The following is a 15,825-nucleotide window of genomic DNA, read 5'->3' as shown; positions in this document are numbered from 1 at the left end:
GGATTTCACAATTTTTCTTCGGTACATATTTTTGCCGTGCAATAAAATATATCTAAAACTAAGTGATAATGAAAAAGATTTTACTATTTGTTTCGATTTTATGTGGGTTGACTGCCTATGCGAACGACATCGATTTTCAATGGGCAAAAACATTTGTTTCTCCTATGGGAACAAGTGCACATTCTCTTGCAAAAAGTGCAGACGATAAAGTCTTCTCATTTGCCGGTTTCGGGTCCTCCGGAGCTGCAGATTCTCTTTCTTATGGTGAAACTCTAATCGGACACGGAGCTCCCTACGACGGAAGCAGTTCCTCCGGAAACTCAAACATCGTATTCCAAAAATTAGAAAAAAACGGAGATCTTGTCTGGTCTGTATATAGCTGCTGGGGCGGAGCCTCTCTTTCTGACTGTGCTTACACCCCGACTGCCGACGGAGGAGCATTCCTTGCTCTGAAATTTTATCATACCAACTACGATGCTGCAAAAAACGGGAAATTATTGTCTTTGGTCGATGCATCGGGTAAAACGACAGATGTCATTTGGGAATATCCGGGATACTGGGTATATCAAGGAATTTTAGTAAAAATCAGTACGGAGGGAAACGTTGAATGGACTAAACTGATCAATGTAGATTATTCTCCTGTACCGGGAACGACATCGAGTACCTACAAAAACTATACTCCGCAAGGATTCTATTTCTATGGCGCAGCCGAAGACAATGAAGGAAATCTGTATATTGCCGGAAATTACCGAAAAGACATGACATTCGTAAAAAAAAGCGGAGAACAGGTTGTATTGAGTCCTCACAATACCGAAGGCTGGACAGGAGATCCCCAATCGAGTGTCGGAGACCTGTTTTTAGTAAAATTAGATGACGCAGGAAATTATCTGGGACATATAACTACTACCGGAACTGCTGCAAGAGAAAGCATTAACAATATCACGTATGCCGATGGAAAAATCTATTTCTTGGGTATGGTAAAAGGCGTATCGACAGAAGATTCGGAAATAAAATTAGGAGATGTGACAATCCAACCGACACAATTTGATGATATTCTTGTAGGTGCCGTCAACACCGATATGACTGTCGCATGGGTAAAACATTTCCCTGCATTTGCAGCCAGTAACGGAAGACACACTACTCAAAACAAAGAAATGAACATTCAAAACGGAAATTTGTATTTGATGGGACACGTCGTCGGAGGTTTCGGCACTGATAAAACTGAAGCTCTGATTGAAGGATCATCGACCATGCAGACAGGTTTCCTTATCAAATGTAGCGCAGTTGACGGGACTTGGTTAGGCGGTGCTATCGGAGAGAACTCGATCGGAGGATATTACGGAGCATTCGAAAACGAAAATGGAAAAATCTACACATACGGTTACGCTTTAGGAGAAGCTTATCTTGTAACTTATAACGCTTCTACATGGGATATAGAGAATGAATACAGTCTGGTAAAAGGCGGATCAACAACGGCATGGGGATGTTTGTTCGATGGAGGCCAACTTCTGACTCTCGCCCGCAGTAACGCAAAATCTGCTAACACTATTTTAGATGGTGCTTATACAATAGAAAGCCCAAAAGATGCCGGATCATGGATCACGATTCTTACTTCTTTCGAAATTCCGGAACTGGGACAAACTACCGGATTGATTTCTTCAGAAACAGCCAAAGAGCAAAGCGTCAAAGTGTACAGCGGAAAAAATCAGATATTTGTAGAAGCCGGAGAATCTTCTGAAATACAAATTCTGAATACTTACGGACAAATCGTGAAAAGCATGACCGTATCGACAGGTAAACATGCGATTTCGATGCCAAAAGGAATTTATATCGTGAACAAGACTAAAGTGGTTGTATATTAACTATTAAAAAGCATCCATGAACCTGTTAGCGCAGGAAATGGGTGCTTTTATTATAAAAAAAATTATTATGAATAAGACAATGACTTACATCGCTTCTTTATTATTATGCATAGGGAGCGTCAGTTGCGGAAACAACACAAAACAACAATCTCAGAATACGGCAGAAGAACAAGCAATCGTATCTACCGGAATGGAAGTCGATTCTCTTCTCGCAAACGCTGATTCGCTGGCTGAAAAAAATATAACGGTACAAGGTATTTGCACACACACTTGCAAACACGGTGCTAAAAAAATATTCTTGATGGGAAGTGACGATACGCAGACGATACGTATCGAAGCAGGTGAATTAGGACAATTCAGCCCCGATTGCGTAAACAGTATTGTCGAAGTAAACGGTATATTAAAAGAACAGCGGATCGATGAAAACTATTTGGTACAATGGGAAGAACAAGCCAAAGCGCAAACCGAAGAGAAGCATGGAACAGGAGAAGCCGGATGCAGCACCGAGAAAAAAGCTCGGGGAGAAACCGGAAACACGACAGAAGAACGGATTGCAGACTTCAGAAAAAAAATAGCGGAACGCAAAGCGAAAACCGGAAAAGATTATCTCTCTTTTTATTTTGTAGAAGCAGAGTCTTATAAGATCTTAGAATAAGAATAATGGAAAACGTCATATCATGTAAAAACCTGACCCATTATTATGGGAAAAGGCTTATTTATAAAGATTTGAGTTTCAATGTCCCGAAGGGCCGCATTTTAGGGCTTTTAGGAAAAAACGGAACGGGAAAGACAACAACGATCAATATCTTGAACGGCTATTTGAAGCCTAAATCGGGAGAATGCCTTATCTTCGGGCGGGATGTACAAAACATGGAACCGTCATTACGTCGTAATATAGGCTTACTGATAGAAGGTCATATCCAATACTCGTTCATGAATATCCGGCAAATCGAGAAATTCTATGCCTCTTTTTATCCGAAATGGAAAAAAGAGGCTTTTTACGAACTGGTCGGAAAATTAAAAATCACCCCGACTCAACGCATCAGCCGCATGTCTTGCGGACAAAGATCTCAAATAGCTCTCGGACTTATTCTCGCCCAAGATCCCGAATTGTTGATTTTGGATGATTTTTCGTTAGGTCTTGATCCCGGTTACCGAAGGCTTTTTGTCGATTATTTGCGTGAATATGCCCGTGCAGAGCAAAAGACGGTTTTTCTCACTTCTCATATCATTCAGGATATGGAACGCCTTATCGACGATTGTATTATCATGGATTACGGACGCATAATGATCCAACAACCGGTAAAAGAGCTTTTAGGCTCTGTAAAACGGTATGAGTTTACCGTACCCGACCGATATGAACCAAACGGATATTCAGGATTCTACTATCCTTCGAAAATACGAAATCATGTAGAAACCTTTTCTTTCTTTTCGGAAAAAGAGGCAGAAGAGAAACTCAAGTCTCTTGGAGTTCCCTTTTCCGGACTAAAAGCCGAATCAGTCAATCTGGAAGACGCATTTATCGGTCTCACCGGAAAATATTAATACATTAAAGACTCTTCTCAGAATGGAAAAAGCATTATGTTATAAAGAATGGATCAAAACCCGATACTATTACTTCTTGGCAATACTCGTGTCATGGGGTATGACCGGATACTGCATACTTAAAATCAACCGGGCAATAACGATGAAAGGCGCACCTCATCTATGGGAGGTAATGCTCGGGAAAGACGTGGTTTTTATCGACTTGTTGACTTATTTACCATTGTTGATCGGGATATTTTTGGCATGGGTACAATTTGTTCCTGAGATGCAGCAGAACCGGCTGAAACTGACATTGCATCTGCCGGTATCGCAATACAAGACAATCTCGATCATGTTATCTTTCGGAATCATCTTGCTGCTTATCGGATTTGCATCCGACTTTTTGCTGTTATGGCTTTATTTGCAGAAGTTCTTTGCAACAGAACTGACATCCAGAATATTGCTGACCGCGATTCCCTGGTTTACAGCCGGAATTACCGGATATCTATTAACCGCATGGATATGCCTCGAGCCCACATGGAAACGCAGAATACTCAATATTCTTATTTCCACAGCAATACTCCGCATATTCTTTTTATCTTCTGTTCCCGAATCTTATAACTGTTTTTTACCTATACTCATTCTATTTACAATACTGACTCTATTCTTCAGCTTATTATCGGTATCACGATTCAGAGCAGGGAAACAGGATTAATATTAAGATACTAATATAAAACTAAAAATCATGATACGTTTCAGTAAAATACTCCTATATATAACCATAATTCTGTTATTATTCTGGTTGATTCCGTGGGGATACGGCTTCATTTTTTCAAAACCTCAAAAAAATCCGTTTATTTTATACAGTACGGTAATAAACGATTTCGCCATTTTGGAAAATAACGGAAAAGGAACGGAAAGAAAAGATCTGAAAGGGAAATACTATACCGAATCGGAATTCGACAGCATATTGCCGATGTTCTACTACCGGCAATTAATCGCGGACGAAAGATTCCCGGAGGAAATAAACGGTGTCGCCTTGTCTCCGAAAATCGCACAAACGGAAAATTTCATCTTCCGCCATCAGCCGTCTGACGTGAATTGTAAAAAACCGGGACTTTATCCTCTTTTGGAATCGATGTCCGGCAGAGTCGATCTGAAAATGCCGGATGATGTTTTCAGGATAAACAACAACGGTATCGAGTTCATAGATATAAAAACAAACAGTATCGACGAAAAGAAAAGCCGCATTTACACAGATGCCATGAAGAAAAAAGGATTTTGTTTCCCGGCGAATATCATAGCCGGAAATCCGACTGCCCGAAAAGATTATGACGAAGGTTATCTCATTACAGACCGGACAGGATCTTTATATCATTTGAAACAGGTAAAAGGACGCCCGTATTTCAGGAAAATAGAAATTCCGAACGGATTGAAAATAAAATATATTTTCCCAACAGAGTTTAAAAATCGGAAATACCATGCTTTCCTGACCGATGACAAAAATGATTTGTATGTTTTATATACCAAAACTTACGAACTCAAAAAAAGCGGTATTCCTCACTTCAACCCACAGAAAGATGAAATTTCTATTTTCGGAAACATTTTCGACTGGACGGTATCTTTATCTAATCCTGAAGAAAACAAAATATATGCATTAGATGCCGAAAGTCTCCGGTTATTAAAACAAATAGACTTGGCGAGGCTTTATCCGGATATCCAGCAGAATAATTTTCCTGTCCGACTTACTTTTACATCATTATCCGATAAATACGTATTCCCCCGTATCTCAATGTAACTTTACAAAAATGCGCCCGGAAAGATGAATTGCTTCCGGGCGCACTCTTATAATCTTCTGCAAAGATCAATCATCATAATCTATCAGACGAAACTGCTTGTCAAATGTCAACTCTATACCACCTTTCAACTTCACTTCATACTCTTTCGTATCTTGTTCGAACTTAATAACCGGTATATCCGGATGATTTTCCTTTAAATATTCAACAATCGGAACAGGAACAATACCGGCAGGAACCATACTGTATTTACAATCCACCTCTTTCAGATCGCCATATTTACGAAATTCGACTTTATTGCCATTCACGAAAATCACTTCATATTCCTGATCGAACCAACTCTTATCCACTTTTGCCAATGCAACTTTCAGATCGGGAAAATATTTTTTGATAAATTGCTGGGCTTTAGCAGGTAGCTGATCCACACGAATAGGACGATCTTCTCTCGCATAAGTCGCAGTACTAAGGGTAAACAAACAGATAAACAGAACAAATAATTTTTTCATAATCTCTTTTTTTCGTTTATAAAAAGACCTTCAACTCAACTGTCATACAACCGTTAAGAATGACCTATGTGACAAAAATGAAACACAAATCTGAAATGAACTTGAAATAGAGACAGTAAAACAAACCGAAAGAAATTATCCAAACCGCCGACCCGAACAAAATTTGAACAGGTTCTAAGGCAGTTTATTCCATGAAAGGATAAAACGATGCTCTCCCCCGACATACCGATAATCGACCTCTATTCCATAATATTGTCCTATAGCTTTAACAATAGCCAAACCCAAACCGGTCGATCCTTTCTTCTTAGAACCTTGATAAAAACGGTCAAAAATACGTTCTCCGTCTAAAGCTCCGGAATCTGCACCGTTACAAAACATAATTCCCGAAGCGTCCGTTATGATACGGATATAACCGTTGTCCGAATTGTGGACATAGGCATTCTTCAATAAATTCGTGACAAGTGCCGTCGCTAATGACTCATTCATATCAACAATCAACTGAGAGCGCTTTTCCAATTCCACCTTTATGTTCCGGTAGCTATATATATCTTTGTACAAATCCAGTTGCCGCTCCAATAATTCGTTCATATTTACAGAAACATTATCGGTAAACTGTCCGCTATCTATTTTAGAAAGGAACAAAAGAGATTTATTGAGGCGGACTATATACTCGATCGTCTGCCGGGTTTTCAAGATTTCGACCAATTGTTCCTCCGTAAGCTCGGTATTGTCCGTCAGCCATTCGAGACGGTTTTGGCAAACCGCCAACGGGGTCTGTATCTCGTGAGAAGCATTCCCGATAAACTGCTTTTGCTGATCGAAGAGCTGTTCGGTTCTTCTCGCATAACGAATCGCCGCATCATTCAATTTTTTAAACTCCGATATCTTCGTATCATTTTTCAAAAGTTTGTTTTCTCCCCCGACAGTATAATCATCCAGCCAATGCAATAATGTATAAAGCGGACGCATACTCCGGTAAAAAACCCATGTGTTTATCCCGATAATAATCAACAATAAAGTAACATATAGCACGATGATCCAGTTCAGAATAGAATTACGCAAGTCTTCTTTCTCAAAAGAAGGTGTCGCTACAGTCAGCTCAAAATAAACACCCGAGTCGTTTTGAAATATGGTTTTCAAGATTCTTGCCGGTTCGGTATCTTGCAAACGGGGAATGTAAATTTTCGCATCCGTATAGCTGATAGCCGAACGGCTTTCGGCATATTCCCGGGTTACTTCTCTGATCTGATAACTGTTATTCGACCCGTCACCTGATGAAAGTGTCTTCTCTCCTGCCAGTACCTGCATAATAATCATATCGGAATAGTTCTCGAGCGCATCATCCACCTCATCGTTAATCTCCGTCTGCAATGCAAAATAAAAAAAGGCCGCCCAAGCCGTCAGTAAAATCACCAAGGCGACCGAAACCCGCAATATGATCTGATATATAAGCTTCATTCCACTATAACCGGTTATCCGGCAACGACAAGTTTATAACCGAATCCGTACACCGATTTTATTTCAATTTCAGCTCCCGCATCTCTCAGCTTTTTCCTCAGGTTTTTCATCTGCGCATATATGAAATCGAAATTATCCGCCTGATCGATATGATCGCCCCATACGGCTTCCGCCAATACCGATTTATCGACCAAATGACCGGGACGAAGAATAAAATAATACAATATATCATACTCTTTACGAAGCAGAGGCACATCAGCGCCATTTACCGATACTTGAAATTTATCGGGCGACACGACCACATTTCCCAACTTGATCGTATTTTCTCCATTCCCGCGATTACGGCGCATCACACTTTTTATTCGTGCAGACAGTTCCGCCAGATGAAAAGGTTTCGCCAGATAATCATCCGCACCTAAATCAAGACCCGACACCTTATCCTCTATCGAATCTTTTGCCGATATAATAATGACATTCCCCTGCTTTCGTAACGCTTTAAAACGGTCGAGCAAATCTAAACCGCTACCGTCCGGCAGCATAATATCCAGTAAAATGCAGTCATAACTGTAATCTTCGATCTTTTGCAAAGCCTGACCGTAAGTTGCGGCAACCTCGACAACATAACGCTCTTTCTCCAATGTTCTCTGCATCAACTCTCTCAAAGAAGGTTCATCTTCGACAATCAGAATTTTCATTTCCTACTGTTTTAAAATAAAGAATCGCATCCGATTTATTCTCGGATCGTCTCTGTCCTTTTTCGATAAACTAAAAACAACCTGCAATTCAAAGATAAAAGATAATCCTGAAATAAAACTGAAACTCCGAGAGAAATATACAGACATCCTTCTATAATCATCTAACTTTTAGAGGCATTCCGTTTAAGATAGCCTTCCATTTTATCTTATTTCCAGAGTATCTTTAATAATCTCCATAAAAGAATATTGATATTCTACGCCTAATGTCGTATAATATTCCTTACAGAATGCATCATAAACACTTTTAGCAACACCTTTCTTACCTTGGGTACAGAGTATACGTATCTTGGTTGACAAAGCATTCTCATTGAGGTAATCATGTTGGAATAAAACATCAGATATTCGTATTTTGAGGGGATCCGATAAGTCTTCCTGTTTAAGTAAGTTACAAAGTAAATCAATTGTTTGGCTGGAGAAATCACTTTTAAACGTATCTACCCATTCTGTTTCAATATTAGGCAGCATCATTCCATGCAATAATAATTCCAATAATTGTTCAATATTATTATTGTTGCCATTTTTGTTATAGAGATATAATACTTCAAGATAATCGCATGTAACATCGGTATCTAATTTTATGCTCCAAAATCCTTTCTGGTTAATAATTTTGATATCACCGATCTTTTCAAGTATGTTACGTAATTTGCTCATATATACATTACGGATATTTTGTGCGGCATCTTCAGGTTTTCCGGGCCATAACATTTGGATGAGTTTATTACCATTTATGCCTTTTTCACATTTTCCGGTATATAATATCAATGCTATAAGTAACATTTTCAGAGTACGTGTAAATAATAAGGTTATATCATTTCCCTCTTTATCTACAATGCGAAAGCCTCCCAAAAAACAGATGCATCGTTTCGAAAAATCATATTGCTTTGCAGAGAATATTTCTTCATGTATATTATTGACATCTAAATTATTATTAAGACTTGCCTTATATTCGGGGGCAACCTTATGTTTTCTTTTCTTGATATAGATAATGTAGCTTAAGATCGCGATAGCAATAAGGGATAATAATATAATAATAGTTACCCAATAATTATGTGTTTGTGATGTCTCTTGCGTATTGTTGGTTTGTATAAAACTTGTTGCAGGAATTGGCGGGTAGTCTAATTCGTAAATTTCTACATAAGATTTTCCCGATACCTCAGCTTCATGTATGACTAAATATAGTTTATTTAATTGTCGGGAGAAATATATATTGGTATATAAATATTGTAAATCAAATTTTTTGCCTATGGGGAGTGACATCTTTTCAAAATGGGGATTGTCTCTATTTATTTTTATTAATACTCCTCCTTCTTGGGTGCAGAATACATAAAAACAATTATTGGCTTTATCATAAATCATGTGTTCGCAAGGTTGGAATTCTCCTCCTTCTATTGGGGTGATATGTTGCCATAATCGGTGTACATTATAAGTCTTTAAATCAATAGCATATAAATCATAATAATTTTGTGGAGATAATTCTTGCCTTCCGGATGGGCATCCTCGTCCGCCAAAAACATACAAAGTATCATTGACTATCACTGAGGCACATGAATATCGTGGATCTATCTCTTTTAATATATATCTCTGTTGAGGCTTCGTATGGAACGGATAGCTGATCAAGAGTTCATTATTATAACGATAATGTCCATATCCTCCAAAACTAATCAGACTGGAATCTTCAGGGTTAAATACACAAGTATTGTTCCAATAATCATGGTCCTTTTGGGAGACTATATTATTGCCCCATCGATGGCTGATAGGGTTCAACGATGAGTATATGTTCTCATCCAAGTTATATGAGAGAAGTTGATTCTGATCAGGGATAAACACTAATTGATTAGGATAATTTGATGCTATTTCTCCTCCTTTTATAGAAATTGTATCTGTTTTCTTTTCTCCAAGATGGTACACATATAAATTATTTTTATCCGTAGCCATATAAAAAGTCCCTATATTAGGATCAAACGCTATAGAAAGAGATGAATTGAACGTCGCGGAATATAATTTGTTCCAAGTTATGTATTGGTCGATAATCCAATGAGGGTTATAGGTAGTCGCAGGTTTGTAAAATAGCTCGTCATAACAAGTATTTCCGTCATGATGACCCAATTTCCATCTTCGTATTTCTTCTTTCCCTCTGTTGATAGTTATGTCTTTGACATTGACTGATGCAACATCTGCTAAAGAAAAGTTTTCAAACGGACAATATCCAAAAGCGATTCGAACACTCTCGGTATCTTTCAATTCCGGAAATTTAATAAATGCGGAAGTCTTATCATAGATCAGGTTTATATCACCGGTCTTGGGGTCAATACTTATTGAGACGTTAACCCATACTCCTTTTTTTACATTCTCGTCAGAAAGAGGATGTACTGTTTTACCTGTGACTAAAATAGGGTAGCGCTTATCATTTTTATCAACGCTATATAATAAATCTATATTCTGATTATTGTTGGTTATTATTCGGAATATGCTACCAAAAACATTTTCTTCTCTTGTGAATATACTGAAACTTAAAGTGAGCTTCTTTTGGAAAGTTCTTATCGGATACCCATTTTCTAATACGACACTGGTGAATTCGTCTTTGGGGTATGGATATGTTCGAATATATAACCCATACTCTTTTGGAGATGCAGCAATCGCCGTACATATTGAAATAAACAAAAACGTTAATAAATTCAGTATGCTTTTCATAGATAAAACACAAGAAATATATGCAATTAAACAAAAGTAACTTTTCCTATAAATAAATACGAAAATTATCCGCGAATATTTTCTGCTTATTTCTATAAGAGCCTGTCGTACAACTTTATATAATAATAATATAATAGCAACAATTTTAGATACATAGCGTATTTATTAATGTTTTTTTAAGGAAAATATTAAGGTCGCAAGCATACTTTTATCTCGAAATAACTCCGCTCAAATATTGAATTACAATGCCTTGATTTCATTATTTTTTTCATTTATAAATTTAATCATGTATGAATAAACACATTTTAAATGCGTTCCTATTAGGAACAATTATCCTTTCTTGTAATGGTTTTACTTCGTGTAACGATGATGTTGATGAATTAAAATCTCGAATGTCTGTGGTAGAAATTGCCATTGATGATATTAAGTCGCAATTGCAGAATGCTCTTGTTACAGGTGCTAGTATAACGAAGGTAGAACAAAAAGACGACGGAAGTTGGAACATTACTTTAAGTAATGGGCAGACTATTGAAATTAAGAACCAGGCAGGAGGAGGTTCTAATATCTCTGTTGTAGTAACAGATACCAATGCAGTTATAACAATAGATGGTCAAGAATATATCCTTCCTTTAGGAGCATCTGTAAGTTCATTGGTATATGTCCCTGAAACATTGGATGGTATCGTAGAAATCGGAAATGACGGTGCGGTCGTAAAATTTTTAGTAAGACCTTCGTTAAATAGTCTGGATGGTGCTGAGTTCTCTATTGCCGAATCACATGCGGTAACCCGTGCAGGAGATGGTGAGCAGTTTAAAGTAAATGGTCAGGCAACTTTGGATAACGGATTCATTTCTGTTCCTCTTAAGGCTTTAAACGTTGAGGCCGGAAATCATTATGCAATCTCTCTGCAAATGAATATGCGTGGAACAGTCATAGGATCTAATTATTTCAATGTGCATATTGCCGAGGATTTTTCTTTTATCGGTGAACAAATCGGTGGTTATGAAATAAAATCAGAATATAACCCTGCCAGTTTGGACGAAAATTATAGTGAAATGACTGTAAATGGTGTTACTCTATTAAAAAATTTGAATTTTAAGGACTTCTTCTCTCAATTACCGGAAAATGCAGAATTTAGAATTGCAGGTATAGATCAGCAGCCTGTCGGTGATGCGCAGAATAAATATACTCTGTTGGCAAACAGTTTGCAGAAAGATGGAACATGGGCATTTGCCGAAAGACCGGGAACAAGTTTTAATTCCAATCAAGACCGTCCTGGATTCTTGTTTAATATAGTATCCAATGATGTAGTAAAGGCCAAAATTTATTTGAAAATTATTGATGAATTGGCTGATGTTGATTTTAATGCAGGTTTAAAACAAGCTGAAGCAGAATGGGGAGGTCGTGAAAAATCGCTGTCATTAGGAGCACAGACTATTGATATTCAAGCTACATTTACTAACTATGAAAGTGATTATACAATAATTCATAGCGGAAAAGATGACTTCTTTGCAAAATGGTCAAGTATCGCTATTTCTACTCCTAATGAGGATAACATTATTTATTGCGACGGAACTAAATTAGTTTTAGGAGATTTGGGCGCAGAATATGCTGCGAAATCTCGTGGGATTTATTGGTTCTATCGCGGATTTGCAATTTATGTTCCTGAAACATTGGCCGTAGAAGATGGTAAATACATCGGGACAAATGGTAAATCTTATGCCGGAGGAGAAGGATATGATTATGATCTCTGGTTAGGCTCTTATAGTGAATATATCAATAATCCGACAACTTTCTATGATCCGGTTTCATCTTGGAATTTTAAGATTGATGAACAGACAGGTGTCATCACCCTTCCTGAAACATATACAGGCTATGGCTTCCGTATCGGTGTAGGTGCAGGATATGAATATGCTTATGGAGTCAAGAAGATAGGTGAAGCAGACCAATTCGGATTATTCTTCTTTAATCGTCGTTTAGCTCCAGAAGGTGCTACAATGCCGGCTCCTAAAGAATAATTTAATATTATTCGTCTAATTCTTTAAGAATCTAAAACATGAAACATAAAAGACTAATAATAGGAAGCCCATATTTATGGAAAACTATGATGATACTATTTCTTTTCTGTTCATCGCTTCCTTCTTTCGCTCAGAATAGAGCTCTACATGGTGTCGTCTTAGACACTTCTGGTGAACCGGTTATCGGGGCCAATGTGAGAGTGGATGGTAGTACTCGAGGTACTGTAACAGGCCTTAATGGAGAGTTCGATATAAATGTCTCAAATAATGAGAAACTTACCATATCGTTTATCGGTTATTTAGATGCCGTAATTTCTGTCGGTAATAAACGAAATATTAAGGTCATTTTGAAAGAGGATACCAAGACTTTAGATGAAGTGGTAGTGGTAGGATATGGAGTTCAAAAAAAAGCTACTTTAACAGGTGCCGTATCTGCCGTAACCAATAAAGAAATTACAGTTACCAAGAATGAGAACGTTGTCAATATGCTTACCGGTAAAATTCCGGGAGTCAGAATTTCTCAAAATAGTTCTCAACCCGGTGAGTTTGATAACACCATTGATATTCGTGGTATGGGAGAGCCATTAATTGTTGTTGATGGAATTCCAAGAGATAAGGCATATTTTTCACGTATGGATGCCAATGAGATAGAAAGCGTATCTGTTTTGAAAGATGCATCAGCTGCTATTTATGGTATCCGAGCTGCAAACGGTGTTATTTTGGTGACTACAAAACACGGTGATAGCTCCGATGGCAAGTTTAACATTACATTTTCTGCAAATTACGGATGGCAACAATTCTTATATGTCCCGGAAACAGCAAGTGCAGTAGATCATATGCTCCTTATCAATGAGAAAGGCTATAATTCATTCGACGGAAACTATCCTATCCGCACAACTCCCAAATATACTTGGGAGCAGATGATGGAATATAGTACAGGGAAAAAACAGAGTACAAATTGGACAAACGAGTTGTTTGACAGCAATGTACCTCAGGAACAATATAATATCAGTATGGATGGTGGCTCGGACAGGATCAAGTACTTCTTCAACTTGGGCTATTTGAAACAGGAAGGTTCATATAAAAGCGGTTCTTTGAATTACGATAGATGGAATTTCCGTTCAAATATAGATGCAAAGATCACTAACCGTTTGAAAGCTACCGTTGCTTTGAGTGGTTATATAGATGAAAAGAATCAACCGTTTACTGATATTTGGGCAGTATATAAGAAGGCATGGACATTCAGACCTACATCGTCTGCATGGGTTGACGGTGACCACAGTCTGCCAGCGTATGATGATGAAATGTTGGACAGTGAAAATCCGGTGGCTGCAACAAATAGCGAATTTACCGGCTATCGTAGAGAAAAGCGGTACAATTTTAATGGATCATTAGCTTTGAACTATGATATACCTGGCGTTAAAGGTTTGTCTGCAAAAGCATTCTACAGTTATGATTATTATACAACGAATAATACAGAATATCGTCGTACTTATAAACTGTATAATAGAGGGGGAGATGGCGAATTACAATCATTCATTAGAAATAGTGACAGTTATTTGCGTAGAAATACGGATCCAAGATATGGAACCGTACTGCAACTTTCTTTGAATTATGCGAATAAGTTCGGTGATCATAATGTAAGCGGTATGCTTTTGTTCGAGGAACAATATGATAATTGGGATAATTTTTATGCTCAGCGTGTGATGATGCTTGATGGAGATTATCTGATTTATGGTGAAGATGAAGAACAGGTCGGTTCAATGTCCGGTGCCGGTGATAAGACCAGAAAGGCTCTGGTTGGTAAATTCAATTATGACTATAAAGGTCGATACATGGTTGATTTTTCTTTCCGTTACGACGGAACATCAAGTTTCCCTAAAGAATCTCGTTGGGGATTCTTCCCTGCGATATCTGCCGGTTGGCGAATAAGCGAGGAACATTTTATAAAAGAGGCGGTGCCATTCTTGACCAATTTAAAGCTCCGTGCATCTTATGGTGAAATGGGAGATGACAGCGGTGCAAATACATATCCTCAGACGCAAATTGCCTATAATATCAATAAAGATCAGATAGGTTATTTTTATAATGGGAAATTTATGGCAGGTGTTTCTGCAACATCGATCCCTAATCCGAAACTGACATGGTATACAGCTAAAACATATAATTTGGGATTGGATTTTGACTTATGGAGTCAGAAACTTACCGGTACATTGGAATTATTTAAACGTAAACGTGAAGGCTTGCTAGCTACGTCATCGGCTGTTATTCCAGGTACTGTGGGAGCCTCTATGCCTCAAGAAAATATCAATAGTGACGAAACTTTCGGTTGGGAAATCAGTTTGGGACACCATAACCGTGTAGCAAATATCGATTATTGGGTAAATACTCAGATTTCAGCAACTAAGAATCGTTGGGATTATCACTTGGACAGTCAAGCCGGTAACTCGATGGAGAATTGGTACCGTTCCGATGTATCAGGACGTAATAAGGATATTTGGTTTACATACGAAGAAGGCGGGCGCTTTACAAGTTATGAAGAAATTCGATATCATGGAACGACCGGTGCGAATTATAACCAAGGAACATTGCCGGGTGACTATTGGTATAAAGACTGGAATGAAGACGGTATCGTAAATGATGCGGACAGACATCCTGTAGCCACATTTAATCTGCCGGTTTTCAACTATGGTATTTCTATGGGAGCATCATGGAAAGGCATTGACCTATCAATGAATTGGCAAGGTGCTGCAGGTGTATATAATTCGTATAATGAAGTGTTTACAGAAGTCGGACCATTCAACGGTGGTGCAGTCCTTGACATGTATAAGGACCGTTGGCATACAGTAAATGTCAATGATGATCCGTGGAATCCTAATACTCAATGGGTAGAAGGATTGTATCCGGCTACGGGACATAGCTTTAACACAGGTTCGACAGGTATACACAATACATCTTATATACGTCTGAAAACACTCGAACTCGGCTATACTTTCCCTAAAGTATGGATGAATAAGATCGGAGTAAAAAATCTGAGAGTATATGTAAATGCATATAACTTGTTAACCTTTAGCGGATTGGATAATATCGACCCTGAACGACCCGGATATCAAGGGGGAAGTAATAGTGGTAGTAGCAGTGGTATCCTTTACTATAATTATCCTGTAAATCGTACATTTAATATTGGTGCGACTATTAAATTCTAATCAAAGGAA

At 38.1% G+C, this 15,825-nt stretch carries 11 protein-coding genes; 7 read left to right on the top strand and 4 right to left on the bottom strand.

Features of this window, described 5'->3' with window-relative positions; translation table 11 throughout:
• The first annotated feature begins 68 nt into the window (after positions 1 to 68).
• The 5 genes from AC0UMU_RS09255 to AC0UMU_RS09235 all read left to right on the top strand — a co-directional run bounded on the left by AC0UMU_RS09255 (position 69) and on the right by AC0UMU_RS09235 (position 5,184).
• The gene (locus AC0UMU_RS09255; protein WP_195595977.1) at positions 69 to 1,862 is read left to right on the top strand and encodes a DUF6383 domain-containing protein; all 1,794 of its coding nucleotides are present in this window, start codon (positions 69 to 71) and stop codon (positions 1,860 to 1,862) included.
• 67 nt (positions 1,863 to 1,929) lie between these two features.
• Entirely contained in the window at positions 1,930 to 2,517 is a 588-nt protein-coding gene (locus tag AC0UMU_RS09250; RefSeq protein WP_039928261.1) for a hypothetical protein, read from the top strand.
• Between the two features lie 5 nt (positions 2,518 to 2,522).
• Positions 2,523 to 3,407 carry an ABC transporter ATP-binding protein gene (locus tag AC0UMU_RS09245; protein ID WP_009318195.1) on the top strand — a complete coding sequence of 295 codons (885 nt, stop codon included), beginning with the start codon at positions 2,523 to 2,525 and terminating at the stop codon, positions 3,405 to 3,407.
• A 22-nt stretch (positions 3,408 to 3,429) separates the two neighbouring features.
• Positions 3,430 to 4,101 carry a hypothetical protein gene (locus AC0UMU_RS09240; RefSeq protein WP_009318196.1) on the top strand — a complete coding sequence of 224 codons (672 nt, stop codon included), beginning with the start codon at positions 3,430 to 3,432 and terminating at the stop codon, positions 4,099 to 4,101.
• A 30-nt stretch (positions 4,102 to 4,131) separates the two neighbouring features.
• On the top strand, positions 4,132 to 5,184 hold the full coding sequence (locus AC0UMU_RS09235; RefSeq protein WP_022390608.1) for a DUF4857 domain-containing protein: 1,053 nt from the start codon (positions 4,132 to 4,134) through the stop codon (positions 5,182 to 5,184).
• Between the two features lie 66 nt (positions 5,185 to 5,250).
• Here AC0UMU_RS09235 and AC0UMU_RS09230 read toward each other — a convergent pair whose 3' ends face one another.
• The 4 genes from AC0UMU_RS09230 to AC0UMU_RS09215 all read right to left on the bottom strand — a co-directional run bounded on the left by AC0UMU_RS09230 (position 5,251) and on the right by AC0UMU_RS09215 (position 10,592).
• Positions 5,251 to 5,688, bottom strand: coding sequence for a PepSY-like domain-containing protein (locus AC0UMU_RS09230; protein WP_009318198.1), 438 nt, complete (start codon positions 5,686 to 5,688; stop codon positions 5,251 to 5,253).
• A 174-nt stretch (positions 5,689 to 5,862) separates the two neighbouring features.
• Positions 5,863 to 7,146 carry a sensor histidine kinase gene (locus tag AC0UMU_RS09225; RefSeq protein ID WP_009318199.1) on the bottom strand — a complete coding sequence of 428 codons (1,284 nt, stop codon included), beginning with the start codon at positions 7,144 to 7,146 and terminating at the stop codon, positions 5,863 to 5,865.
• Positions 7,147 to 7,160: 14 nt separating this feature from the next.
• Complete coding sequence (locus AC0UMU_RS09220; RefSeq protein ID WP_009318200.1) at positions 7,161 to 7,841, bottom strand: response regulator transcription factor; 681 nt, start codon at positions 7,839 to 7,841, stop codon at positions 7,161 to 7,163.
• 201 nt (positions 7,842 to 8,042) lie between these two features.
• Positions 8,043 to 10,592: a tRNA wybutosine-synthesizing protein 4 beta-propeller domain-containing protein gene (locus AC0UMU_RS09215; RefSeq protein WP_022390610.1), complete on the bottom strand. Its 2,550-nt coding sequence runs from the start codon at positions 10,590 to 10,592 to the stop codon at positions 8,043 to 8,045.
• Between the two features lie 290 nt (positions 10,593 to 10,882).
• Between AC0UMU_RS09215 and AC0UMU_RS09210 the strand changes: the two genes are divergently transcribed.
• Both AC0UMU_RS09210 and AC0UMU_RS09205 read left to right on the top strand, forming a co-directional pair.
• Positions 10,883 to 12,610, top strand: a complete 1,728-nt coding sequence (locus AC0UMU_RS09210) for a PL29 family lyase N-terminal domain-containing protein (protein WP_009318202.1) — start codon at positions 10,883 to 10,885, stop codon at positions 12,608 to 12,610.
• 38 nt (positions 12,611 to 12,648) lie between these two features.
• The gene (locus AC0UMU_RS09205; protein WP_009318203.1) at positions 12,649 to 15,816 is read left to right on the top strand and encodes a SusC/RagA family TonB-linked outer membrane protein; all 3,168 of its coding nucleotides are present in this window, start codon (positions 12,649 to 12,651) and stop codon (positions 15,814 to 15,816) included.
• Positions 15,817 to 15,825: the final 9 nt, after the last annotated feature.

This window comes from Coprobacter fastidiosus (assembly GCF_982245605.1).
Note: the sequence above shows the minus strand (reverse complement) of the source record. Positions and strands in the feature narration are given on the sequence as shown.

Bases quoted from the DNA above. Each gene is read 5' to 3' on its own strand.
- AC0UMU_RS09250 (WP_039928261.1), top strand. From the start codon at position 1,930: ATGAATAAGACAATGACTTACATCGCTTCTTTATTATTATGCATAGGG.
- AC0UMU_RS09215 (WP_022390610.1), bottom strand. From the start codon at position 10,592: ATGAAAAGCATACTGAATTTATTAACGTTTTTGTTTATTTCAATATGT.
- AC0UMU_RS09205 (WP_009318203.1), top strand. From the start codon at position 12,649: ATGAAACATAAAAGACTAATAATAGGAAGCCCATATTTATGGAAAACT.
- AC0UMU_RS09220 (WP_009318200.1), bottom strand. From the start codon at position 7,841: ATGAAAATTCTGATTGTCGAAGATGAACCTTCTTTGAGAGAGTTGATG.
- AC0UMU_RS09235 (WP_022390608.1), top strand. From the start codon at position 4,132: ATGATACGTTTCAGTAAAATACTCCTATATATAACCATAATTCTGTTA.
- AC0UMU_RS09210 (WP_009318202.1), top strand. From the start codon at position 10,883: ATGAATAAACACATTTTAAATGCGTTCCTATTAGGAACAATTATCCTT.
- AC0UMU_RS09240 (WP_009318196.1), top strand. From the start codon at position 3,430: ATGGAAAAAGCATTATGTTATAAAGAATGGATCAAAACCCGATACTAT.
- AC0UMU_RS09225 (WP_009318199.1), bottom strand. From the start codon at position 7,146: ATGAAGCTTATATATCAGATCATATTGCGGGTTTCGGTCGCCTTGGTG.
- AC0UMU_RS09255 (WP_195595977.1), top strand. From the start codon at position 69: ATGAAAAAGATTTTACTATTTGTTTCGATTTTATGTGGGTTGACTGCC.
- AC0UMU_RS09245 (WP_009318195.1), top strand. From the start codon at position 2,523: ATGGAAAACGTCATATCATGTAAAAACCTGACCCATTATTATGGGAAA.
- AC0UMU_RS09230 (WP_009318198.1), bottom strand. From the start codon at position 5,688: ATGAAAAAATTATTTGTTCTGTTTATCTGTTTGTTTACCCTTAGTACT.